General features: G+C 64.6%; 19 protein-coding genes and 1 pseudogene. 12 read left to right on the top strand and 8 right to left on the bottom strand.

Annotated elements, in window-relative coordinates:
- Nucleotides 1–171: 171 nt before the first annotated feature.
- Nucleotides 172–285: pseudogene (locus NGM28_RS28945) on the top strand (RadC family protein); the annotation flags it as partial.
- Nucleotides 286–371: 86 nt separating this feature from the next.
- On the opposite strand, the gene NGM28_RS09055 reads toward NGM28_RS28945, so the two are convergent.
- Complete coding sequence (locus NGM28_RS09055; protein ID WP_240066709.1) at nt 372–1,961, bottom strand: ABC transporter substrate-binding protein; 1,590 nt, start codon at nt 1,959–1,961, stop codon at nt 372–374.
- A gap of 372 nt (nt 1,962–2,333) precedes the next feature.
- Here NGM28_RS09055 and rpmB point away from each other — a divergent pair, with 372 nt between their 5' ends.
- Nucleotides 2,334–2,570 (top strand): 50S ribosomal protein L28, encoded by a 237-nt coding sequence (rpmB, locus tag NGM28_RS09050; RefSeq protein ID WP_008091535.1) that lies wholly within the window; start codon nt 2,334–2,336, stop codon nt 2,568–2,570.
- A gap of 11 nt (nt 2,571–2,581) precedes the next feature.
- Nucleotides 2,582–2,737: a 50S ribosomal protein L33 gene (gene rpmG, locus NGM28_RS09045; RefSeq protein WP_003253507.1), complete on the top strand. Its 156-nt coding sequence runs from the start codon at nt 2,582–2,584 to the stop codon at nt 2,735–2,737.
- 156 nt (nt 2,738–2,893) lie between these two features.
- Here rpmG and NGM28_RS09040 read toward each other — a convergent pair whose 3' ends face one another.
- Nucleotides 2,894–3,253 carry a cupin domain-containing protein gene (locus NGM28_RS09040; RefSeq protein WP_252089827.1) on the bottom strand — a complete coding sequence of 120 codons (360 nt, stop codon included), beginning with the start codon at nt 3,251–3,253 and terminating at the stop codon, nt 2,894–2,896.
- A 196-nt stretch (nt 3,254–3,449) separates the two neighbouring features.
- Between NGM28_RS09040 and NGM28_RS09035 the strand changes: the two genes are divergently transcribed.
- Both NGM28_RS09035 and NGM28_RS09030 read left to right on the top strand, forming a co-directional pair.
- Nucleotides 3,450–4,943, top strand: a complete 1,494-nt coding sequence (locus NGM28_RS09035) for an aldehyde dehydrogenase (protein ID WP_011536393.1) — start codon at nt 3,450–3,452, stop codon at nt 4,941–4,943.
- Nucleotides 4,944–5,060: 117 nt separating this feature from the next.
- Nucleotides 5,061–6,200, top strand: coding sequence for an MFS transporter (locus NGM28_RS09030; RefSeq protein ID WP_240066707.1), 1,140 nt, complete (start codon nt 5,061–5,063; stop codon nt 6,198–6,200).
- Between the two features lie 80 nt (nt 6,201–6,280).
- Here NGM28_RS09030 and NGM28_RS09025 read toward each other — a convergent pair whose 3' ends face one another.
- Nucleotides 6,281–7,837 carry a phospholipase D family protein gene (locus NGM28_RS09025; protein ID WP_252089826.1) on the bottom strand — a complete coding sequence of 519 codons (1,557 nt, stop codon included), beginning with the start codon at nt 7,835–7,837 and terminating at the stop codon, nt 6,281–6,283.
- Between the two features lie 48 nt (nt 7,838–7,885).
- Nucleotides 7,886–9,316, bottom strand: coding sequence for an aminotransferase-like domain-containing protein (locus NGM28_RS09020; protein WP_252089824.1), 1,431 nt, complete (start codon nt 9,314–9,316; stop codon nt 7,886–7,888).
- 178 nt (nt 9,317–9,494) lie between these two features.
- On the opposite strand from NGM28_RS09020, the gene NGM28_RS09015 reads away from it, so the two are divergent.
- On the top strand, nt 9,495–9,725 hold the full coding sequence (locus NGM28_RS09015; RefSeq protein ID WP_252089822.1) for a DUF1127 domain-containing protein: 231 nt from the start codon (nt 9,495–9,497) through the stop codon (nt 9,723–9,725).
- 146 nt (nt 9,726–9,871) lie between these two features.
- On the opposite strand, the gene NGM28_RS09010 is transcribed toward NGM28_RS09015, so the two are convergent.
- Nucleotides 9,872–11,164 carry an NAD(P)/FAD-dependent oxidoreductase gene (locus tag NGM28_RS09010; protein WP_252089820.1) on the bottom strand — a complete coding sequence of 431 codons (1,293 nt, stop codon included), beginning with the start codon at nt 11,162–11,164 and terminating at the stop codon, nt 9,872–9,874.
- Nucleotides 11,165–11,298: 134 nt separating this feature from the next.
- On the opposite strand from NGM28_RS09010, the gene NGM28_RS09005 reads away from it, so the two are divergent.
- Nucleotides 11,299–11,652: a YkgJ family cysteine cluster protein gene (locus NGM28_RS09005; protein WP_240066702.1), complete on the top strand. Its 354-nt coding sequence runs from the start codon at nt 11,299–11,301 to the stop codon at nt 11,650–11,652.
- A gap of 4 nt (nt 11,653–11,656) precedes the next feature.
- Here the strand turns inward: NGM28_RS09005 and dadR are convergent, their stop codons facing one another.
- Nucleotides 11,657–12,145 (bottom strand): transcriptional regulator DadR, encoded by a 489-nt coding sequence (gene dadR, locus NGM28_RS09000; protein ID WP_003258963.1) that lies wholly within the window; start codon nt 12,143–12,145, stop codon nt 11,657–11,659.
- A 155-nt stretch (nt 12,146–12,300) separates the two neighbouring features.
- On the opposite strand from dadR, the gene dadA reads away from it, so the two are divergent.
- The 5 genes from dadA to NGM28_RS08975 all read left to right on the top strand — a co-directional run bounded on the left by dadA (nt 12,301) and on the right by NGM28_RS08975 (nt 18,100).
- Nucleotides 12,301–13,605, top strand: a complete 1,305-nt coding sequence (dadA, locus tag NGM28_RS08995) for a D-amino acid dehydrogenase (RefSeq protein WP_240066701.1) — start codon at nt 12,301–12,303, stop codon at nt 13,603–13,605.
- 184 nt (nt 13,606–13,789) lie between these two features.
- The gene (gene alr, locus NGM28_RS08990; protein WP_240066700.1) at nt 13,790–14,863 is read left to right on the top strand and encodes an alanine racemase; all 1,074 of its coding nucleotides are present in this window, start codon (nt 13,790–13,792) and stop codon (nt 14,861–14,863) included.
- Between the two features lie 108 nt (nt 14,864–14,971).
- A complete protein-coding gene (locus NGM28_RS08985) occupies nt 14,972–15,520 on the top strand; it encodes a cupin domain-containing protein (protein ID WP_240066699.1) in 549 nt (182 codons plus the stop codon).
- A gap of 154 nt (nt 15,521–15,674) precedes the next feature.
- Nucleotides 15,675–16,079: a c-type cytochrome gene (locus NGM28_RS08980; RefSeq protein ID WP_240066729.1), complete on the top strand. Its 405-nt coding sequence runs from the start codon at nt 15,675–15,677 to the stop codon at nt 16,077–16,079.
- 161 nt (nt 16,080–16,240) lie between these two features.
- Complete coding sequence (locus NGM28_RS08975; RefSeq protein WP_252089818.1) at nt 16,241–18,100, top strand: acetyl-CoA hydrolase/transferase C-terminal domain-containing protein; 1,860 nt, start codon at nt 16,241–16,243, stop codon at nt 18,098–18,100.
- Nucleotides 18,101–18,241: 141 nt separating this feature from the next.
- On the opposite strand, the gene xpt is transcribed toward NGM28_RS08975, so the two are convergent.
- Both xpt and rep read right to left on the bottom strand, forming a co-directional pair.
- Nucleotides 18,242–18,814: a xanthine phosphoribosyltransferase gene (gene xpt / locus NGM28_RS08970; RefSeq protein ID WP_070093858.1), complete on the bottom strand. Its 573-nt coding sequence runs from the start codon at nt 18,812–18,814 to the stop codon at nt 18,242–18,244.
- 63 nt (nt 18,815–18,877) lie between these two features.
- Nucleotides 18,878–20,887, bottom strand: coding sequence for a DNA helicase Rep (rep, locus tag NGM28_RS08965; RefSeq protein WP_213658888.1), 2,010 nt, complete (start codon nt 20,885–20,887; stop codon nt 18,878–18,880).
- Nucleotides 20,888–20,952 lie beyond the last annotated feature (65 nt).

Here is a 20,952-nt window from a genome sequence, read left to right as displayed (position 1 = left end):
AAAAGCTCCAAAAACGCGTAAAGAGGTCTGCATTTTTAGAGGGCTTGAGGCGCGGCGTCAAGAGAGAAATTGTAAATTGGTCCTATGGGCATGGCGGTGCCGTTTGGACTGGCTTAGTGCTTATCTCCAGGCAGCAACAATGCAAGCTAGGAGGGTGAGCGTCTGACCTGAACGGAATCGCTGAAGCGGGAGCTGGTGTTGAAAAATGTGTGAGTGCTGGATCACGTTATCATCGACGACGGGGAACCGTTGTCGGTGTTCGAGCATGGGTGGGTTGTGGCCTAGGCCTTTATAAAGCCAGTACCGCTCTCTCGTAGGTCAAGTCCGCTCCCGCTGGGATCGGGATGCCCGCGAAAGGGCCGGTATAGGCTTCAGCGACTCACCGAAACCTTGCTGAAATCCTGCCGCCCGAACGGGCTCACCTGATAACCCTCGACCCCTTGGCGCAGCAGCGCCGCTGCCGTCGGGTGCGCCAGCGGCAGCCACAGCGCCTGCTGCTGGATCAGCGTCTGCGCCTGCTGGTACAGGCGGCTGCGCACGCTCTGGTCGTTGGTGGTGCGGCCGGCGTTGATCAACTGGTCCAGGCGGTTGTCGCAGAACCGTGCGAAGTTGGTCCCGGACTTGACCGCCGCGCAGGCAAACTGCGGGCTGAGGAAGTTGTCCGGGTCGCCGTTGTCGCCGGCCCAGCCCATGAACAGCAGGTCGTGCTCGCCGGCCTTGGCGCGGCGGATCAGCTCGCCCCACTCGATGGTGCGGATCTCGGCCTTGATGCCGACTTTCGCCAGGTCCGCCTGGAGCATCTGCGCGCCCAGGCTGGGGTTGGGGTTGAGCAGGCTGCCCGCCGGACGGGTCCAGATAGTGGTTTCGAAACCGTTGGGCAAACCGACCTTGGCCAGCAGCGCCTTGGCTTTCTTCGGGTCCTGGGTGTAGCCGGGCAAATCTTTGGCGTAGCTCCAGGTGTTCGGCGGATACGGGCCGTTGGCGGCGGTGGCGGTGTCCTCGAATACGGCCTTGAGGTAGGCGGCCTTGTCGAAGGCGAGGTTGATCGCCTGGCGCACCTCGGGCTTGTCCAGCGGCGGATGCTGGCTGTTGATGGCGACGAAGGCGGTCATGAAGGCCGGCGTCGTGACCACCTTGAGGTTGCCGTCCTTGCCGGCCTCGGCCACGTCCAGCGGCTTGGGCGACAGGGCGACCTGGCACTCGCCGCGCTTGATCTTCTGCAGGCGGACGTTGGCGTCCGGGGTGATGGCGAAGACCAGTGGGTCGACGGACGGCTTGCCGGCGAAGTAGTCGGTGTTGGCGCGGTAGCGCACCACGGCGTCCTTCTGGAAACGCTGGAAGACGAACGGGCCGGTGCCCACTGGCTGGCTGTTGAGTTTTTCCGGGGTGCCGGCCTTGAGCAGGGTATCGGCATATTCAGCGGAATAGATCGAGGCGAAGCCCATGCTCAGGGTGGCCAGGAAGGTGGCGTCCGGGTGGGTGAGGGTGAAGCGCACGGTGTGTGGTTCAGGGGCCTCGATCAGCTTGATCAGACTGCCCAACTGCAACGACTGGGCGTGCGGGTAGCCACCCGGGGCGGTCTTGTGCCAGGCGTGGGCCGGGTAGAGCATGCGCTGGAAGCTGAACAGCACGTCATCGGCATCCAGGTCGCGGGTCGGCTTGAAGTACGGCGTGGTGTGGAACTTCACGTCCGGGCGCAGCTTGAAGTCGTAGATCAAACCGTCCGGCGACACCGTCCAGCTTTCGGCCAGGCTCGGCACGACCTTGCCAAGCCCTGCGTCGAATTCGACCAGACGATTCATCAGCACGTCGGCCGAGGCGTTGGTGGTGGTCAGCGAGTTGTACTGCACCACATCGAAGCCTTCGGGGCTGGCTTCGGTGCACACCGACAACGGCGCGGCCTGGGCCAAGCCAGCGGCGCACAGGGTGGTGAACAGGAGGGAGAGAGCGGCGGCACGCATGGTGACTCCTTGGCTGGTCGATGTCCCATCTGCCGGTGCAGTCTGGAAAACTCAGGAAATGTCCTACCCTAGTGCGGGCAGGGGCAAATGACCACACCCTTTCGTATTAATTCGGCGACGGGCGGTCGACAGCTTGCCGCCCCAGTCGTTATGCTGCCCCGGCGCGCTCGGCCCGACCAGAATACTCATCTTCTGTTGTTGTGGCGGAGTCTTTCTGGTATAAAGCAGCGCTCTTTTCTAGGGGCTCGGTCTGTCGCGAAAGCGCACACGGCTGATAAGACCCCCGGGAACACGGCGCCTTGGCGCCATTGACTGAGAGATTAAGCGGCCAACCCATGCCGGGTTGGGCATGTGGTTTTAGAGGGCTGAGGCATGTCGAGAGTCTGTCAAGTTACTGGTAAGGGTCCAGTAACCGGGAACAACATTTCCCACGCAAACAACAAAACCCGTCGTCGTTTCCTGCCAAACCTGCAGCACCACCGTTTCTGGGTTGAATCCGAGAATCGTTTCGTGCGTCTGCGCGTTTCCGCCAAAGGCATGCGTATCATCGACAAGCGCGGCATCGATGCCGTTCTGGTCGACATCCGTCGTGCTGGCGCCAAGGTTTAAGGGAGAACATCATGCGTGAATTGATCCGTCTGGTATCGAGTGCTGGCACTGGCCACTTCTACACCACCGACAAGAACAAACGCACCACTCCGGACAAGATCGAGATCAAGAAATATGATCCGGTCGTCCGCAAGCACGTGGTCTACAAGGAAGCCAAGATCAAGTAATTGATCGGCAACCTGTGAAAAAACCCGCAACCGCAAGGTGGCGGGTTTTTTTATGCCTGCGGGAAAATCGTGTTCAGTCTCTTCGCGGGTAAACCCGCTCCTACAGGGGCCGCGCCAAACCTGTAGGAGCGGGTTTACCCGCGAAGTAGCCGGCGCTTACTTCTGCTCGAACATCACGTAGATCTTGCGGCATGGCTCCAGCACCTCCCAGGTGCCCTTGAAGCCGGCCGGGATGACGAAGCGATCGCCAGCGCGCAGGGTCTTGGCGTTGCCGTCCTGGTCGCGCAGCACCGACACGCCCTGGACGATCTCGCAGTACTCATGCTCGGTGTAGTTCACCGTCCACTGGCCCACCTCGCCCTCCCAGACCCCGGCGGCGAACTGCCCGCAAGGGCTGGAATAGTGGTTGTAGACAGCCTGGTCAGGCTCGCCCTTGAGGATTTTTTCCGCCGCGGGGCGATAGCGTTCGGCCTCGGTCAGGGCCTGGGCGAAGTCGACGATGCTGGCGATACTCATGGTGGTTACCCTGTTGTTGTTTAATAAAATGCACATCAGTAGGCTTTTAGGCCATTCGTGTCAAATATATTGATAGTTTCCCCGCCCTGGTTTAGGGTGTCGGATGCCAGTGTGCGTTCGTCACCTGGCCAGAATTTCTGACAGCGCCCGTGAGTCCTCAGTGCGGCGTTGCACCTTAACAAGAGAGGAGTTTCCTATGACCACCCTGACTCGTGCGGACTGGGAACAGCGTGCCCAGCAACTGAAGATCGAAGGCCGCGCCTTCATCAACGGCGAATACACCGATGCCGCATCCGGTGAAACCTTCGACTGCCTGAGCCCGGTGGACGGACGCTTCCTGGCCAAGGTCGCCAGCTGCGACCTGGCCGACGCCAACCGCGCTGTCGAGAACGCCCGTGCCGTGTTCGAATCCGGCGCCTGGTCGCGCCTGGCCCCGGCCAAGCGCAAGGCAACCCTGATCCGCTTCGCAGGCCTGCTGCGCCAGCACGTCGAAGAGCTGGCCCTGCTCGAAACCCTCGACATGGGCAAGCCGATCGGTGACTCCTCTTCCATCGACATTCCAGGCGCGGCCAACGCCATCCACTGGACTGCCGAAGCCATCGACAAAGTCTACGACGAAGTCGCCCCGACCCCACACGACCAACTGGGTCTGGTGACCCGCGAACCTGTGGGCGTGGTGGGTGCCATCGTGCCGTGGAACTTCCCGCTGCTGATGGCCTGCTGGAAACTCGGCCCGGCCCTGGCCACCGGCAACTCCATCGTGCTCAAGCCGTCCGAGAAGTCGCCGCTGACCGCTATCCGCATCGCCCAGCTGGCCATCGAGGCCGGCATCCCGAAAGGCGTGCTGAACGTGCTGCCCGGCTACGGCCACACCGTGGGCAAGGCCCTGGCCCTGCACATGGACGTCGACACCCTGGTGTTCACCGGTTCTACCAAGATCGCCAAGCAGCTGATGGTCTATGCCGGCGAGTCGAACATGAAGCGTGTCTGGCTGGAAGCCGGCGGCAAGAGCCCGAACATCGTCTTCGCCGACGCCCCTGACCTGCAGGCCGCCGCCGAAGCGGCCGCCAGCGCCATCGCCTTCAACCAGGGCGAAGTCTGCACCGCGGGTTCGCGCCTGCTGGTCGAGCGCTCGATCAAGGACAAGTTCCTGCCCATGGTGGTCGAGGCCCTGAAGGCCTGGAAACCAGGCAACCCACTGGACCCGGCGACCACCGTCGGTGCGCTGGTCGACACCCAGCAGATGAATACCGTGCTGTCGTACATCGACGCCGGTCACCAGGACGGCGCCACGCTGCTGGCCGGTGGCAAGCGCACCCTCGAGGAGACCGGTGGCACCTACGTCGAGCCGACTATCTTCGACGGCGTGACCAACGCCATGCGTATCGCCAAGGAAGAGATCTTCGGCCCAGTGCTGTCGGTGATCACCTTCGACACCGCCGAAGAAGCCATCGCCATCGCCAACGACACCCCGTATGGCCTGGCGGCCGGCATCTGGACCTCGGACATCTCCAAGGCCCACAAGACCGCCCGCGCCGTGCGTGCCGGCAGCGTCTGGGTCAACCAGTACGACGGCGGCGACATGACTGCGCCGTTCGGTGGCTTCAAGCAGTCGGGCAATGGCCGCGACAAGTCGCTGCATGCGCTGGAGAAGTACACCGAGCTGAAGGCGACCTGGATCAAGCTGTAGTCGTCGGGGCCGCTTTGCGGCCCTTTCGCGGCACAAGGCCGCTCCTACAGGGGTTACGCGATCCCTGTAGGAGCGGCCTTGTGCCGCGATAGCAGACCCAAAAACCTGGAGACCAAGATGCGTTGGGGAACCTACTTTGCCGTGCTGGCGGCGGTGCTCAGTGTCGGGCTCGCGCTCGGCGTGAGCATGCCGCTGGTGTCCTTGCGCCTGGAGGCCTGGGGCTACGGCGGGTTCGCCATCGGGGTGATGGCGGCGATGCCGGCCCTGGGTGTGCTGGTCGGCGCCGCCGTGGCCAGCCGCCTGGCCGGCTGGGTTGGCGTTCCGGCAGCGATGCGCCTGTGTTTGTGGGGTGGCGCGCTGTCCATTGGGCTGGTGGCGCTGCTGCCGAGCTATCCGCTGTGGTTGCTGCTGCGCCTGATGATCGGCATGTCGCTGACCGTGGTGTTCATCCTCGGTGAAAGCTGGATCAACCAGTTGGTGGTCGAGCAGTGGCGTGGGCGGCTGGTGGCGTTGTACGGCAGCAGCTATGCCCTGAGCCAGCTGGCTGGGCCAATGGTCCTGGGCTTCCTCGGTTCGGACGACGATTTCGGCTTCTGGGCCGCGACGGGTTTGCTGTTGGTCGCCCCGTTGATCCTGTTCGGACGAGGCGGCGCACCGAGCACCGAAGCATGCAGCGTCACCTTCCGCGATCTGTTCGGCTTCTGCCGGCGTTTGCCGGTGATCGCGTGGGCCATCGCGCTGTTCGCGGCCTTCGAGGCGATGATCCTCACGTTGCTGCCGGTTTATTGCCTGCAGCAGGGCTTTACCACGGAAGTGGCGCTGTTCATGGTCAGCACCGTGGTGGTGGGTGATGCGGTGCTGCAGTTGCCCATTGGCGCGCTGGCCGACCGGATGTCGCGTCGTTCGCTGTTCGGTGGGTGCGCGCTGACCTTGCTGGCCAGCAGCCTGGCGATTCCGCTGCTGCTGTACACACCGCTGATCTGGCCGTTGTGGGTGCTGTTCGGGGCCAGTGCGGGCGGGTTGTTCACCCTTTCGCTGGTGTTGATTGGCGAGCGGTACCGGGATGACGAACTGGTGCGGGCCAATGCCCATGTGGCTCAGCTGTGGGGCATTGGTTGCCTGATCGGGCCATTGCTGGCCGGGGCGGGCAGCCAGTGGATCAGCGGGCATGCGTTGCCGTTGCTGATGGCGGCGGGGGCGGCGGGGCTGGTGGTGTTGATCCGGCGGCGGGGTGCCTTCGAGCCCGCGTCGGCCTGAACCATTCGCCGGCAAGCCGGCTCCTACAGGTGCAGTGCAAACCCTGTAGGAGCCGGCTTTGCCGGCGAATAGGCTGGTGGCTACAACATCTTCTCCAACCCGACCGCCTTGCTGATCCAGGCATTGAACCGCCGCCAGATCCCCCCTGGCTCGGTCACCAGCATATGCCGCTGGCCATTGTCCTCGGTGGCCCAGACCATCTTCCCGCCCACCAGCATCGGCTGGTAGCTCAAGGCCGGCGCCATGCCCTGCACCGCCAGGTCGCGGGTGTACTCAGCCAGCTCCGGGCTGTCCACCAGCACTCCCACCTCGGTGTTCCACAACACCGAACGCGGGTCGAAGTTGAACGAGCCGATGAAGGTCTTGCGCCGGTCGAACACCATCGCCTTGCTGTGCAGGCTCGAGTCGGAACTGCCGTGGAAGCCCAGGCCATGCCGGGTCCGCTTCTCGCCCGGCTGGCGACGCAGCTCGTACAGTTGCACGCCATGTTCGAGCAGGGCGCGGCGGTAGGGCGCATAGCCGCCGTGGACAGCCGGCACGTCGGTGGCTTCCAGCGAATTGGTCAGCAGCTTGACCGAGGTGCCGGCGTCGGCGCGGCCGGTCAGGTACAGCAAGCCTGTCTCACCCGGCACGAAGTAGGCCGAGACCAGGATCAGTTCGCGCTGGACGCTGTTCAGGTCCGGCGCCAACTGTCGGCTCAACAGCAACTGCGGATCGGGTTCATCGTCGGCCAGGACCTTGCTCGGCGCATCCCACAGCGCCTGGCTGTGGGCCCAGACCAGTTCGTTGCGCCACTGCCCCAGGCGCGGCTGGTACTGGTAGTCCATCAGCCGGTCGTACAGGGCCTTGCGCTCGATTCGCGCCTTGGCCAGCCAGGTTTCAAGGCGTTGGCGGCTGGCGTGCAGGTCGTCGGCGTCGGGTTCGCGCCAGAGAAAGTCACCGATGGGGCGGCTCAAGGCGCTGTTCCAGTACTGGTCGAAGCCGTGGCCGAGCTGCTCGGCCACCGGGCCCACCCCCAGCAGGTCGATGTCGGTGAAGTTGAGGTTGGGCTCGGCATCGAAGTACTCGTCGCCCAGGTTGCGCCCGCCGACAATGGCCATGCTGTTGTCCGCCAGGAACAACTTGTTGTGCATGCGCCGGTGTTGGCGCGACAGGTTGAACAGCCGGCCCATGGCACGGGTAGCGCCGGTTTCGCGCCCCAGGTGCAGCGGGTTGAACACGCGGATGTGGATGTTCGGGTGGGCGGCGAGGGTGCCGATCAGGTTGTCGAGGCCGTCGCTGGTGGTGTCGTCAAGCAGGATGCGCACGCGCACGCCGCGGTCGGCGGCGCGCAGCAGCTCGTGAACCAGGGCGCGGGTGCTGAGGCCGTCGTGGACGATGTAGTACTGCAGGTCGATGCTCGCCTGGGCGTTGCGGATCAGCTCGGCACGGGCGCGGAACGCCTCGCTGCTGTTGGGCAGCAGGCGAAAGCCCGAGCGCCCGCCGTAGGGCGCGGCCTGGCGCAGCACCGAGCGGCCGAACGCCGAATCGGCGGCAGGCAGGGCCTGGCTGACTTCACGAGGCGTGTCGCGGCTGGCGCAGCCCGCAAGGCCGAGCAGCAGCGCCAGCAGCAGAGGCAGGGCTCGCTGGAGTCTCAAGGGTCGATCGTCCTGTACGGCGGGTGAACGGTGCGGGGCGGCGCAACGTTACCTGTCGGCGTCTTGCGGATCCAGTAGACGAAGGGCGGTTTCACCCACCTTGCGTACGGCGGCTTCGATCTGCGGCGTTGGCCACGCGGCGAAGTTCATGCGCAGGCAATGGCGATACTTGCCCGAGGCCGAGAAGATACTGCCGACGGCGATCTGCACCCCCTGCTCCAGTAAAGCGCGGTTCAGGCGCAACGTGTCGAAACTTTCCGGCAGTTCCACCCATAGCATGAAGCCGCCCTGGGGCCGGCTGGCGCGGGTGCCGGGCGGAAAGTAGCGGGCCACCCAGTCGCACATCTGGTCGCGACCGCGCTGGTACTGGCTGCGCATGCGCCGCAGGTGCGGCTGGTAATGGCCCTCGGCGATGAAATCGGCAATCGCCAGTTGCGGTTGGCAGGCGGTGCTGCCGGTGCTGATGTACTTCATGTGCAGCACCCGCTCCAGGTAGCGCCCCGGTGCCACCCAGCCGACCCGCAGGCCTGGTGCCAGGGTCTTGGAGAACGAGCTGCAGAGCAGCACGCGGCCATCGTCGTCGAACGACTTGATAGTGTGTGGGCGTGGATAGGTGTAGGCCAGGTCGCCGTAGACGTCATCTTCGAGAATGGCCACGTCGTAGCGCTGGGCGAGGGTCAGCAGGGCCTGCTTGCGCGCCTCGGGCATGATGTAGCCGAGGGGGTTGTTGCAGTTGGGGGTGATCTGGATGAGCTTGATCGGCCACTGCTCGAGGGCCAGTTCCAGAGCCTCCAGGCTGATGCCGGTGACCGGGTCGGTGGGGATCTCCAGGGCTTTCATGCCCAGGCCCTTGAGCGTCTGCATGGCGCCGTGGAAGCTGGGCGAATCGACCGCGACGATGTCGCCGGGCTGGCAGACGGCGTGGATGCTGCACGACAGCGCCTCGTGGCAGCCGGTGGTCACCACCAGGTCGTCCGGCCCCAGGCGGCAGCCGGAGTCGAGCATCAGCCGGGCGATCTGTTCGCGCAGGTGGGCGTTGCCGTGGATGTTGTCGTAGTACAGGCCGGGCATGTCCATGCGTCGGCTGATCTGCGCCAGGCTGCGCAGCAGCGGCTTGAGCGTGGGGCTGGTGACATCAGGCATGCCACGGCCGAGCTGGATCACGTCGGGGCGCGGCGTGGCGCGTACCAGTTCCAGCACCTGCTCCCACTGGGAGATATCCACAGGTCGCTGGGCGGGGCGGCTGATGTCAGGCAGGGCCGGGAGGTTACGGTCCTCGGCGACGAAGTAGCCGGACTTGGGCCGTGGCGACACCAGGCCATTGTCCTCCAACAGGCGGTAGGCCTGCTGCACGGTGCTCAGGCTGACGCCGTGCTCGACGCTCAGGGAGCGCACCGAGGGCAGGCGCTGGCCGGGGCGATACAGGCCCTGTTCGATGCGGGAGCCGAGCAATTCGGCCAGGTTGAGGTAGAGGGTCACGGCATACTCCTGGGGTTCTGTGTGGTTGTGACCAGTACAGATCTCGCAAAAATACGCCATTCAGCCCGCTTTCCGCCAATTCTGTATGGGAATAATAAGCCGCGTTTGAGTCTGTATTGTCGACGGTGTGAACGCGCATGCTTTCTCCACGGTAACCACTGATCGGGAGATCGCAGCGATGAGCGGCTTGAGTGATGTGCGCGTGCAACTGTTGGCCAAGGAACTGGAGGTGGGGGAGCGTACCAAGGTCTACAACCCGTCCACAGGCCTGGGGCGCTGGGGCCTGATGCTGCATCGCTGGCGCACTCGCAAGGCCCTGTTGGAGCTGGATGCCCGCCACTTGCGTGACATCGGGCTGACCTTTGAGCAGGCCCGGGAGGAGGGTTGCAAGCCGTTCTGGCGGGAGTGAGTTTGCTGTTGCTCCGGCCTGCCCAGACGTTTCAAACCGGCACGATCTCTGTAGGAGCGGCTTTAGCCGCGATCACCGGCGTAGCCGGTGACAACCCCTGTGTCGCCTGCTTCGCGGCTAAAGCCGCTCCTACAGACAGCGAAAACTCAGGCCAACTCTTTGAGCCGATACCAGAGCATCCCCAGCGCCAGTAAGGGTGAACGCAGCAGCTTGCCGCCAGGGAAGGTGGTATGCGGCACCTTGGCGAACAGATCGAAGCGCCCGGCCTGCTGGCCACTGATAGCCTCACCGAGCAGACGCCCGGCCAAGTGGGTGGCGTTGACGCCATGGCCGGCGTAAGCCTGGGCGTAATAGATGTTGGGCTGGCCGGTGAGGCGGCCGATCTGCGGCAGGCGATTAGCGCCGATGCCAATCATGCCGCCCCACTGGTAGTCGATGCGCACGTCGGCCAGTTGCGGGAACACCTTGAGCATCTTCGGCCGCATGTAGGCGGCGATGTCCTTCGGGTCGCGTCCGGAATAGTGGCAGGCACCGCCGAACAGCAGGCGGTGGTCGGCGGACAGGCGGTAGTAGTCCAGGGCCACACGCTGGTCGCACACCGCCATGTTCTGCGGCAGCAACTGGCGCGCGCGTTCCTCGCCCAGCGGCTCGGTGGCAATGATGTAGCTGCCGGCGGGCAGCACCTTGCCACCCAGCTCGCGGTTGAGGTCGTTGTGGTAGGCGTTGCAGCACAGCACCAGGGTCTTGGCGCGCACCCGGCCTTGCGCGGTGTGCACCTTCACTTCCGGGCCGTACTCGATGCGGGTGACTTCCGACTGCTCGAACAGGCGCACGCCCAGGCGGCTGGCCACGGCGGCCTCACCCAGCGCCAGGTTGAGTGGGTGCAGGTGGCCCGAGCCCATGTCGACCAGGCCGCCGACATAGCGGTCTGAACCCACTACCGAATGCACGTCGCCGGGCTGTACCAGGCGTAGTTCGTGGCGGTAGCCCAGGCTGCGCAGGGCTTCGGCTTCTTCGGCGAAGCCTGCCAGCTCGCCGGGCTTGTTGGCCAGGTCGCAGTAGCCCCAGGCCAGGTCGCAGTCGATGCCGTGGCGCTCGACACGGTCGCGGACGATTTCCACCGCTTCCAGGCCCATCAGTTTGAGGCTGCGCACGCCGTCCTCACCGATCACCGGGAGGAACTGCTCCAGGCCGTGGCCGACGCCGCGGATCAGTTGTCCGCCATTGCGTCCGCTGGCGCCCCAGCCGAGCTTGCGGGCTTCGAGGAGGATCACCGAAAGGCCGCGCTCGGCCAGCTCGATGGCGGTGTTCAGGCCTGAGTAGCCGCCGCCGACGATGCACACGTCGGCGCTGTGCTCGCCTTGCAGGAAGGCGTGGTCGGGGTGTGGCGCGCTGCTGGCGGCGTAGTAGGAGGCGGCGTGCTGCGCGCTGTGGACCATGGGTCGATTCCTGGGTTGAGGCGAAAGGGGGAGGATAGGCAAATGGCCGGTTCGCCGGCAAGCCGGCTCCTACAAGGGGCTGAGCTGTCGGCGAATGGGCCTATAATCCACCCAATTCTTCCTGATGCGCCGCCATGTCCTGCAACCGCCACAAGATCCACTTCCTGCGTGAACTCATTCCCTCGTTCGAGTGCGAGCCCGGCTGCCACGACTGCTGCGGCCCGGTCACTACGTCCGCTGAAGAAATGGCCCGCCTGCCGCGCAAGACCCAGGCCGAGCAGGAGGCCGCCCTGGAGCGCCTGGACTGCGTGCACCTGGGCCCCAACGGCTGCACGGTCTACGAAGAGCGCCCGATGATCTGCCGCCTGTTCGGTACCACTCCGCGCCTGGCCTGCCCCCGTGGCCGTGGCCCGGCGCAGCCGATCGAGCCCGAGGCCGAGCAGCTGGTCCACCAGTTCATCGCCACGACCCGTCAGGTGCTGGTCTGACGCTTCAGTCCGGAATCGGTAGGCACAGGCTCTCCTTCACCTCTTCCATCACGATGTAGCTCTTCGACTCGCGCACATGCGGCAGCTTGAGCAGGATGTCGCCGAGCAGCTTGCGGTACGACGCCATCTCCGAAATCCGCGCCTTCACCAGGTAGTCGAAGTCGCCCGACACCAGGTGGCACTCCAGCACGTGGGGCAGCTTGAGCACCGCGCGGCGGAACTCCTCGAAAGTGTCGCCGGACTTGTAGTCCAGGCTGATCTCGACGAACACCAGCAGGCTGCCCTTGAGATGCTGCGGGTTGAGGCGGGCGTTGTAGCCCATGATGATCCCCTCGCGCTCCAGGCGGCGCACACGCTCGGTGCAGGGGGTGGTGGACAGCCCGACCTTCTCGCCCAGTTCGGTGAAGGAGATGCGGCCGTCATTCTGCAGGATCCGCAGGATGTTGCGGTCGATCTTGTCCAGCTCACGTTTGCTCTGGTGCTGGGTTCTCATAGGGGATGCCCCTCCGTCAAAGGCGATATTGCCGAGAATTCTCGCCAAATATAGGCGCTTATATAGTGAATAGCACTGGTCGGAGATTCTTATACTGCGCGCATCCATGCCATATCAACAAAAGTCTGCGGCAAGCCGCGTGCGAGGGATACACAATGCGAGTTCTGGTACTTGGTAGCGGTGTGATTGGTACCGCCAGTGCCTACTATCTGGCCCGGCAAGGTTTCGAGGTCACGGTGGTCGATCGTCAACCGGCGGTGGCCATGGAAACCAGCTTCGCCAACGCAGGCCAGATCTCGCCCGGCTATGCCTCGCCCTGGGCCGCCCCGGGCGTGCCGCTGAAAGCCATCAAGTGGCTGCTCGAGCGCCATGCGCCCCTCGCCATCAAGCTGACCGGCGACGTCGACCAGTACCTGTGGATGGCGCAGATGCTGCGCAACTGCACCGCCAGCCGTTATGCGGTGAACAAGGAGCGCATGGTGCGCCTGTCCGAGTACAGCCGCGACTGCCTCGACGAGTTGCGTGCCGAAACCGGCATCGCCTATGAAAGCCGTAGCCTGGGCACCACCCAGCTGTTCCGCACCCAGGCGCAACTGGATGCCGCGGCCAAGGACATCGCCGTGCTGGAGCAGTCCGGCGTGCCTTACGAGTTGCTCGACCGCGATGGCATCGCCCGCGTCGAACCGGCCCTGGACAGCGTGAAAGGTATCCTCGCCGGTGCGCTGCGCCTGCCTAACGACCAGACTGGCGACTGCCAGATGTTCACCACCAAGCTCGCCGACATGGCCATCAAGCTGGGCGTCGAGTTCCGCTTCGGCCAGGATATCCAGCGCCTGGACTTCGCCGGTGACCGCATCAACGGCGTGTGGATCGACGGCAAGCTGGAAACCGCCGACCGCTACGTGCTGGCCCTGGGCAGCTACTCGCCGCAGATGCTCAAGCCGCTGGGCATCAAGGCGCCGGTGTACCCGCTCAAGGGTTATTCGCTGACCGTGCCGATCACCAACGGCGACATGGCGCCGACCTCGACCATCCTGGACGAGACCTACAAGGTCGCCATCACTCGTTTCGACAACCGCATCCGCGTCGGCGGCATGGCTGAGATCGCCGGTTTTGACCTCTCGCTCAACCCGCGTCGGCGCGAAACGCTGGAGATGATCGTCAACGACCTTTATCCTCGCGGCGGCGACCTGAGCCAGGCCAGCTTCTGGACCGGCCTGCGCCCGGCCACCCCGGACGGCACCCCGATCGTTGGTGCCACCGCGTTCCGTAACTTGTTCCTCAATACTGGTCACGGCACCCTGGGTTGGACCATGGCCTGCGGTTCCGGCCGCCTGCTGGCGGACCTGATCGCGCGCAAGAAGCCGCAGATCAGCGCCGAAGGCCTGGATATCTCGCGTTATGGCAACAGCCGCGAGGTTGCCAAGCATGGGCAGAGCGCGCCGGTCCATCAGCAATAAGACGCCTGTACCGGCCTCTTCGCGGCTGAAGCCGCTCCTACGGGGATGAGCACAAAACCCTGTAGGAGCGGCTTCAGCCGCGAAGCAATCAACACTGTTCCCTCACCCCGGCGCGGTGGGTACCTACCCCCATCTGCCGTGCCGGGGCTTTACCGATAACCAGAACTGCCAGAAGGCTGCCGCCATGCGTCCCGCCCGTGCCCTGATCGACCTCCAAGCCCTCCGTCACAACTACCGCCTGGCCCGTGAACTGACCGGCGCCAAGGCCCTCGCCGTGGTCAAGGCCGACGCCTACGGCCATGGCGCGGTGCGTTGCGCCCTGGCCCTGGAGACCGAAGCCGACGGCTTCGCCGTGGCCTGCATCGAGGAGGCGCTGGAGCTGCGCGCGGCGGGTATCAAGGCGCCGGTGCTGTTGCTCGAGGGCTTCTTCGAGGCCAGCGAGCTGGCGCTGATCGCCGAGCACGACCTGTGGTGCGTGGTGCATTCGCTGTGGCAGCTGGAGGCTCTGGAAAAAACGACCGTGCGCAAGCCGCTGACCATCTGGCTGAAGATGGACACCGGCATGCACCGGGTCGGCGTGCATCCGAAGGACTACCAGGACGCCTACCAGCGCCTGCTGGCCAGCGGCAAGGTGTCGCGCATCGTGCTGATGAGCCACTTCGCCCGCGCCGACGAACTCGACGCTGCCGCCACCGAGCAGCAGGTCGCGGTGTTCGAGGCGACCCGCCAGGGCCTGAGCGCCGAGTGCAGCCTGCGCAATTCGCCAGCGGTGCTGGGCTGGCCGAGCATCAAGAGCGACTGGGTGCGCCCGGGCATCATGCTGTATGGCGCCACGCCCTTCGAGGTGGAGCAGGCCGAAGCGGCCCGCCTGCAGCCAGTGATGACCCTGCAATCACGCATCATCAGCGTGCGCGAACTGCCGGCCGGCGAGCCGGTGGGCTATGGCGCCAGGTTCATCAGCCCGCGCCCGACTCGCGTGGGCGTGGTCGCCATGGGGTATGCCGATGGCTACCCCCGCCAGGCACCCACCGGTACACCGGTGGTGGTGGCCGGCAAGCGCACCCAGCTGATCGGCCGGGTGTCGATGGACATGCTCTGCGTCGACCTCACCGAGGTGCCCGAGGCCACCGTCGGCAGCCCGGTCGAGCTGTGGGGCAAGCAGGTGCTGGCCAGCGACGTGGCGATGCAGGCCGGGACCATTCCGTACCAGATCTTCTGCAATCTCAAGCGCGTGCCGCTGGACTATATCGGCGAATAAGGCGCCGAAGCGGACAGGCTGCGGGGCGGTGTGTTGTAAATACTGAACGGCATTGCCATCATATCGTTCACACTTCCCCCACCTCGACCGTTTCTGGAGGCCCACGCTTTGGACGTCGGTGAACGACTGCAAGCCATCCGCAAGCTCAAGGGCTTGTCCCAGCGCGAACTCGCCAAGCGCGCGGGCGTGACCAACAGCACCATCTCGATGATCGAGAAGAACAGCGTGAGCCCTTCGATCAGCTCCCTGCGCAAGGTGCTCAGCGGCATCCCCATGTCCATGGTCGAATTCTTCTCGGTCGAGCTGGCGCCCGAGAGCCCGACCCAGATCGTCTACAAGGCCCATGAGCTGATCGACATCTCCGACGGTGCAGTGACCATGAAACTGGTGGGCAAGTCGCATCCCAATCGGGCCATCGCCTTCCTCAACGAGGTGTATCCGCCCGGGGCCGATACCGGTGAAGAGATGCTCACCCACGACGGCGAGGAAACCGGCATCCTGCTCGAAGGCCGCCTGGAACTGGTGGTCGGTACCGAGACGTTCATACTCGAAGCCGGCGACAGCTACTACTTCGAAAGCACCCGCCCGCATCGTTTCCGCAACCCGTTCGCGGAACCGGCACGGCTGATCAGCGCGGCGACCCCGTCGAACTTTTGATCCAGCGCAGTGCATTGATTCGCCAATACCCTTTCCCCGAGTGTGGTCGTTCCACGCTTCCAGGAGTGCCGCTATACTTTTCAACGCTCGCAATTCCGTGGCCGCGGGCGTGATTAGCCACCATGAGGGTGTTCGCGTGAACCAAATCAAGAAGATGCTGGCCATACCAGCAGCCGTTTTCGCCCTTTGGGCAATCAATGCAAACGCTACGACCAACGATGAAATCGCCAAGCGCCTGGCACCGGTAGGCCAGGTGTGCGTCCAGGGCCAGGAGTGCAAGGGCATGGAAGTGGTCGCCACAGCAGGTGGCGGTGGTGCCAAGACACCGGACGACATCATCGCCAAGCACTGCAATGCATGCCATGGCAGCGGCCTGCTGGGCGCGCCGAAGATCGGCGACACCGCGGCCTGGAAAGAGCGCGCCGACCACCAGGGCGGCCTCGACGGCATCCTGGCCAAGGCCATCACCGGGATCAACGCCATGCCACCCAAGGGCACCTGCGCGGACTGCTCGGATGATGACCTGAAGGGTGCGATCAAGAAAATGTCCGGCCTGTGAGCCAAGCCTGATTCCAGCAAAGCCCGCCTTTCATGGCGGGCTTTGTTTTGTGGGCTGCCACAGGTAGGAGCCGGCTTGCCGGCGAAAGGGCCGGCCCAGGCAACCAATGGTCTAAGGTTCATGTCCAACCCCTGAACCCGCAGATCTCCCCGGAGGCCCCGATGCAGCGCTGTCCCATCGACCAGGCAGTGGACGAGGTCCTGAGTCGCCTGCCTCGCCATATCCACATGGGCCTGCCCCTGGGCCTGGGCAAGCCTAACGCCTTCGTCAACGCCCTCTACGCTCGGGTGCGCGAGCTGCCTGAGCGGCATCTGACGATCTACACCGCTCTGTCCCTCGGCCGTCCACCCCTGGGCGACGGCCTGCAGCGGCGCTTCCTAGAACCCTTCGTCGAGCGCGTATTCGCCGACTACGAAGAGCTCACCTACCTCGCCGACCTGCGCAATGACCAACTGCCGCCGAACATCCGCGTCGAGCAGTTCTTCATGCAGCCCGGCAGCCTGCTGCACAGTGACACCGCGCAGCAGGACTACATCAGCAGCAACTACAGTCATGCCGCCCGCGACATCAATGCCAAGGGCCTGAACCTGATTGCCCAACTTGTGGCGGCCACGCCCGAGCGTCCTGACCACCTGAGCCTGGCCTGCAACCCTGACATCACCCTCGACCTGCTGCCGATGATCGCGCGGCGCCGGGCTGCCGGCGAAACCATCCTGATGCTAGGGCAGGTCCACGATGAACTGCCCTACATGCCCGGTGATTCGGAGCTTGGCCTGGAGCAGTTCGACCTGTTGATCGACCCGCCAGAACAACGCCGCCTGTTCTCCACACCGAACATGCCGGTGAACACCCAGGACCATTGCATCGGCCTGCACGCCAGCACCCTGGCGCGCGACGGCGGCACCCTGCAGATCGGCATCGGCGCCATGGGCGACGCCGTGGCGGCGGCACTGCTGGCGCGCCAGGGCGACAACGCAGGCTATCGTGCGCTGCTCGATGAGCTGGATGTCGGCCCGTGGCAAGCGCTGATCGAGCGGGAAGGGGGGCTGGATACGTTCGCCCAGGGGCTGTATGGCTGCAGCGAGATGTTCGTCAACGGCCTGCTGGCCCTGGCCGAGGCTGGTGTGGTGCGCCGCCCGGCGGACGAGCAGGGCGTGCTGATCCATGGCGGCTTCTTCCTCGGTCCTCGGGCCTTCTACCAGCGCTTGCGCGAGATGCCGCTGGAACAGCGCGCGCGTTTCGCCATGACAGCCATCAGCTTCATCAACGAGCTCTACGGCCAGGAAGGCCTCAAGCGCCGCCAGCGCCGTGACGCCCGCTTCATCAACACGGTGTTCGGCATGACCCTGCTGGGTGCCGGGGTGGCTGACCAGCTGGAGGACGGGCGTGTGCTGAGCGGTGTCGGCGGGCAGTACAACTTCGTCGCCCAGGGCCATGCGTTGGAGGGCGGACGCTCGATCCTGCTGCTGCGCAGCTGGCGCGAGGCGGGCGGTGAGGTTACCTCGAACCTGTTCTGGACCTACGGCCACTGCACCATCCCTCGTCACCTGCGCGACATCGTGGTGACCGAGTACGGCATCGCCGACCTGCGTGGTCAGACCGACAGCGAGGTGATCGCGCGGTTGCTGGCGATCAGCGATTCACGGTTCCAGGGCGAGTTGATGGAGCAGGCCAAGGCAGCGGGCAAGCTGGCCAAGGACTTCAAGCTGGATGTGCGTTACACCGACAACACGCCCGAGCGCCTGGAGGCTATTCGCGCACGGCATCCACGGTTGTTCCCGGAGTATCCACTGGGCAGCGATTTCACGGCTGAAGAGCGCGACCTGCTGCGGGCGCTGAACTGGCTCAAGCGCAAGTTCAAGTTGAGTGAGGTGCTGGAGCTGGGCAAGGCGGCGCTGGATGCACCGGCACCCGAAGCCTATGCGGCGCAATTGGCGCGCATGGGGCTGGCGGAGCCGCAGGGGCTGAAGGAGGAGCTGTACCAGCGGTTGTTGCTGGCAGGGTTGGCGGCGACCCGATGAACGGGGCTGTCCTGGCCCCCTGTAGGAGCGGCCTTGTGCCGCGAAAGGGCCGCAAAGCGGCCCCGGCGATCGTTGCTCATGGGGCTGCTACGCAGCCCTTTCGCGGCACAAGGCCGCTCCTACAGGGTACGCGCAAGGCTTTTAATCGATGAAGGTGACTACACCGCCTTCCAGCGACTTGACCCGGGCCAGCGACTCGACGCGGTAACCCTGGCTGTCCAGCTCGGCGCGGCCGCCCTGGAACGATTTCTCGATGACGATGCCCAGGCCCGCCACGGTGGCGCCGGCCTGCTTGATGATCGAGATCAGCGCCTGCGAAGCCTTGCCGTTGGCCAGGAAGTCGTCGATCACCAGCACGCGGTCGCTGCTGTTGAGGTGGCGCGGCGAGATGGCCACGGTGTTCTCGGTCTGCTTGGTGAAGGAGTACACCGAGGCGGTCAGCAGGTTCTCGGTCAGGGTCAGCGACTGGTGCTTGCGGGCGAAGATCACCGGCACGCCGAGCTTCAGGCCGGTCATCACCGCCGGGGCGATGCCCGAGGCTTCGATGGTGACGATCTTGGTCACACCGGAGTCGGCGAACAGGCGGGCGAACTCGTCACCGATCAGTTGCATCAGCGCCGGGTCGATCTGGTGGTTGAGAAACGCATCGACTTTCAGGACCTGATCGGAAAGCACGATGCCTTCTTCGCGAATCTTCTGCTGCAGTGCTTCCACTGTGTATCTCCGATGTAACAAAGGTGGCCGCAAACAGCGGCAAAGTTAAAGAGTAATGGTTGGTCAGCGTTTGAGCATTGCCCGGATATCGGCCAGGGCGTTGTTGCCGCGCGCGGCTTTCACTTCCACGGGCGCATCGTCCAGGCCTTCCCAGGCCAGGTCGTCCGGCGGCAGTTCGTCGAGGAACCGGCTGGGCGTGCAGTCGATGATCTCGCCGTACTGCTTGCGCTTGGCGGCGAAGGTGAAGGCCAGGGTCTGGCGCGCGCGGGTGATGCCCACGTAGGCCAGGCGGCGTTCCTCTTCGATGGTGTCGGCCTCGATGCTCGAGCGGTGGGGGAGGATTTCCTCCTCCATGCCCATGATGAACACGTAGGGGAATTCCAGGCCCTTGGAGGCGTGCAGGGTCATCATCTGCACGCCCTCGGCGTTCTCTTCCTCTTCCTGCTGGCGCTCGAGCATGTCGCGCAGCACCAGCTTGCCGATGGCGTCCTCGATGGTCATGTCACCCTCTTCGTCCTTCTCGAGGGTGTTCTTCAGCGCTTCGACGAGGAACCAGACGTTGCTGATGCGGAACTCCGCAGCCTTGTCGCTGGCAGTCTGCTGGCGGATCCAGTTCTCGTAGTCGATGTCGCGGATCATCTCGTGCAGCGCGGCGATCGGGTCGTCCAGGGCAACCTTGTGGCGTACCCCGTCGAGCCAGTGCTTGAAGCGTTGCAGGCGCTCGGTGTAGCGGGCGTCCAGGTGCTCGCCCAGGCCCATCTCCTCGCTGGCGGCGTACATCGAGATGCCGCGCTCGGTGGAATAGTTGCCGAGCTTTTCCAGGGTGGTCGAGCCGATTTCGCGGCGCGGCACGTTGATCACCCGCAGGTAGGCGTTGTCGTCGTCCGGGTTCACCAGCAGGCGCAGGTAGGCCATCAGGTCCTTGACCTCCTGGCGGCCGAAGAAGCTGTTGCCGCCCGAGAGGCGATACGGCACCTGGTGGTGCTGCAGCTTAAGTTCGATCAGCTTGGCCTGGTAGTTGCCCCGGTAGAGGATGGCGAAGTCGCTGTACGGGCGGTTGGTGCGCAGGTGCAGGGTGAGGATTTCCATGGCCACGCGCTCGGCCTCGGCTTCCTCGTTCTTGCAGCGGATCACGCGGATCTCGTCGCCCACGCCCATCTCGCTCCACAGCTGCTTTTCGAAGGCATGCGGGTTGTTGGCGATGAGCACGTTGGCGCAGCGCAGGATGCGGCTGGTGGAGCGGTAGTTCTGCTCGAGCATGACGATCTTCAGGGAGGGGTAGTCCTCCTTGAGCAGCATCAGGTTTTCCGGGCGGGCGCCGCGCCAGGCGTAGATCGACTGGTCGTCGTCGCCCACCACGGTGAACTGGTTGCGCATGCCGATCAGCATCTTCACCAGCAGGTACTGGCTGGCGTTGGTGTCCTGGTATTCGTCCACCAGCAGGTAGCGCACGCGGTTCTGCCAGCGTTCAAGCACCTCAGGGTGCTCCTGGAACAGCTTGACCGGTTGCAGGATCAGGTCATCGAAGTCCACCGCGTTGAACGCCTTGAGCGTGCGCTGGTAGTGGGTGTAGACGATGGCGGCGGTCTGCTCGCGCGGGTTGCGCGCCTTTTCCAGGGCTTCAGGTGGCAGGATCAGGTCGTTCTTCCAGGCACCGATCATGTTCTTGATCTCGTCGATGCCGTCGTCGCCGGAGTATTCCTTCTGCATGATGTCCGACAGCAGCGCCTTGATGTCGGACTCGTCGAAGATCGAGAAGCCGGGCTTGTAGCCCAGGCGCTCGTGCTCCTTGCGGATGATGTTCAGCCCCAGGTTGTGGAAGGTGCATACCGTCAGGCCCCGGCCTTCCCCCGGACGCAGCAGGGTGCCGACCCGTTCCTTCATCTCGCGCGCGGCCTTGTTGGTGAAGGTCATCGCCACGATGTACTGGGCGCGGATGCCGCAGTTCTGGATGAGGTGGGCAATCTTGCGCGTGATCACGCTGGTCTTGCCCGAGCCTGCACCGGCAAGCACCAAAAGAGGGCCGCCGACGTAGTCACGGGCTTCCTGTTGCCGGGGATTGAGTCGGGACATGCTAGAAACCGGGGGTCGCCAGAAAATAGCCGCGCATTCTAACAGGCCTCGCGTGGTTGTGGCGT

The organism is Pseudomonas sp. MWU13-3659, assembly GCF_023757525.1.
Classification (GTDB): domain Bacteria; phylum Pseudomonadota; class Gammaproteobacteria; order Pseudomonadales; family Pseudomonadaceae; genus Aquipseudomonas; species Aquipseudomonas entomophila_E.
Note: the sequence above shows the minus strand (reverse complement) of the source record. Positions and strands in the feature narration are given on the sequence as shown.

Excerpts from the sequence above, each read along its gene's own strand:
- NGM28_RS09055 (WP_240066709.1), bottom strand. The coding sequence starts at position 1,961 with ATGCGTGCCGCCGCTCTCTCCCTCCTGTTCACCACCCTGTGCGCCGCT.
- rpmB (WP_008091535.1), top strand. The coding sequence starts at position 2,334 with ATGTCGAGAGTCTGTCAAGTTACTGGTAAGGGTCCAGTAACCGGGAAC.
- rpmG (WP_003253507.1), top strand. The coding sequence starts at position 2,582 with ATGCGTGAATTGATCCGTCTGGTATCGAGTGCTGGCACTGGCCACTTC.
- NGM28_RS09040 (WP_252089827.1), bottom strand. The coding sequence starts at position 3,253 with ATGAGTATCGCCAGCATCGTCGACTTCGCCCAGGCCCTGACCGAGGCC.
- NGM28_RS09035 (WP_011536393.1), top strand. The coding sequence starts at position 3,450 with ATGACCACCCTGACTCGTGCGGACTGGGAACAGCGTGCCCAGCAACTG.
- NGM28_RS09030 (WP_240066707.1), top strand. The coding sequence starts at position 5,061 with ATGCGTTGGGGAACCTACTTTGCCGTGCTGGCGGCGGTGCTCAGTGTC.
- NGM28_RS09015 (WP_252089822.1), top strand. The coding sequence starts at position 9,495 with ATGAGCGGCTTGAGTGATGTGCGCGTGCAACTGTTGGCCAAGGAACTG.
- NGM28_RS09010 (WP_252089820.1), bottom strand. The coding sequence starts at position 11,164 with ATGGTCCACAGCGCGCAGCACGCCGCCTCCTACTACGCCGCCAGCAGC.
- NGM28_RS09005 (WP_240066702.1), top strand. The coding sequence starts at position 11,299 with ATGTCCTGCAACCGCCACAAGATCCACTTCCTGCGTGAACTCATTCCC.
- dadR (WP_003258963.1), bottom strand. The coding sequence starts at position 12,145 with ATGAGAACCCAGCACCAGAGCAAACGTGAGCTGGACAAGATCGACCGC.
- dadA (WP_240066701.1), top strand. The coding sequence starts at position 12,301 with ATGCGAGTTCTGGTACTTGGTAGCGGTGTGATTGGTACCGCCAGTGCC.
- alr (WP_240066700.1), top strand. The coding sequence starts at position 13,790 with ATGCGTCCCGCCCGTGCCCTGATCGACCTCCAAGCCCTCCGTCACAAC.
- NGM28_RS08980 (WP_240066729.1), top strand. The coding sequence starts at position 15,675 with ATGCTGGCCATACCAGCAGCCGTTTTCGCCCTTTGGGCAATCAATGCA.
- NGM28_RS08975 (WP_252089818.1), top strand. The coding sequence starts at position 16,241 with ATGCAGCGCTGTCCCATCGACCAGGCAGTGGACGAGGTCCTGAGTCGC.
- rep (WP_213658888.1), bottom strand. The coding sequence starts at position 20,887 with ATGTCCCGACTCAATCCCCGGCAACAGGAAGCCCGTGACTACGTCGGC.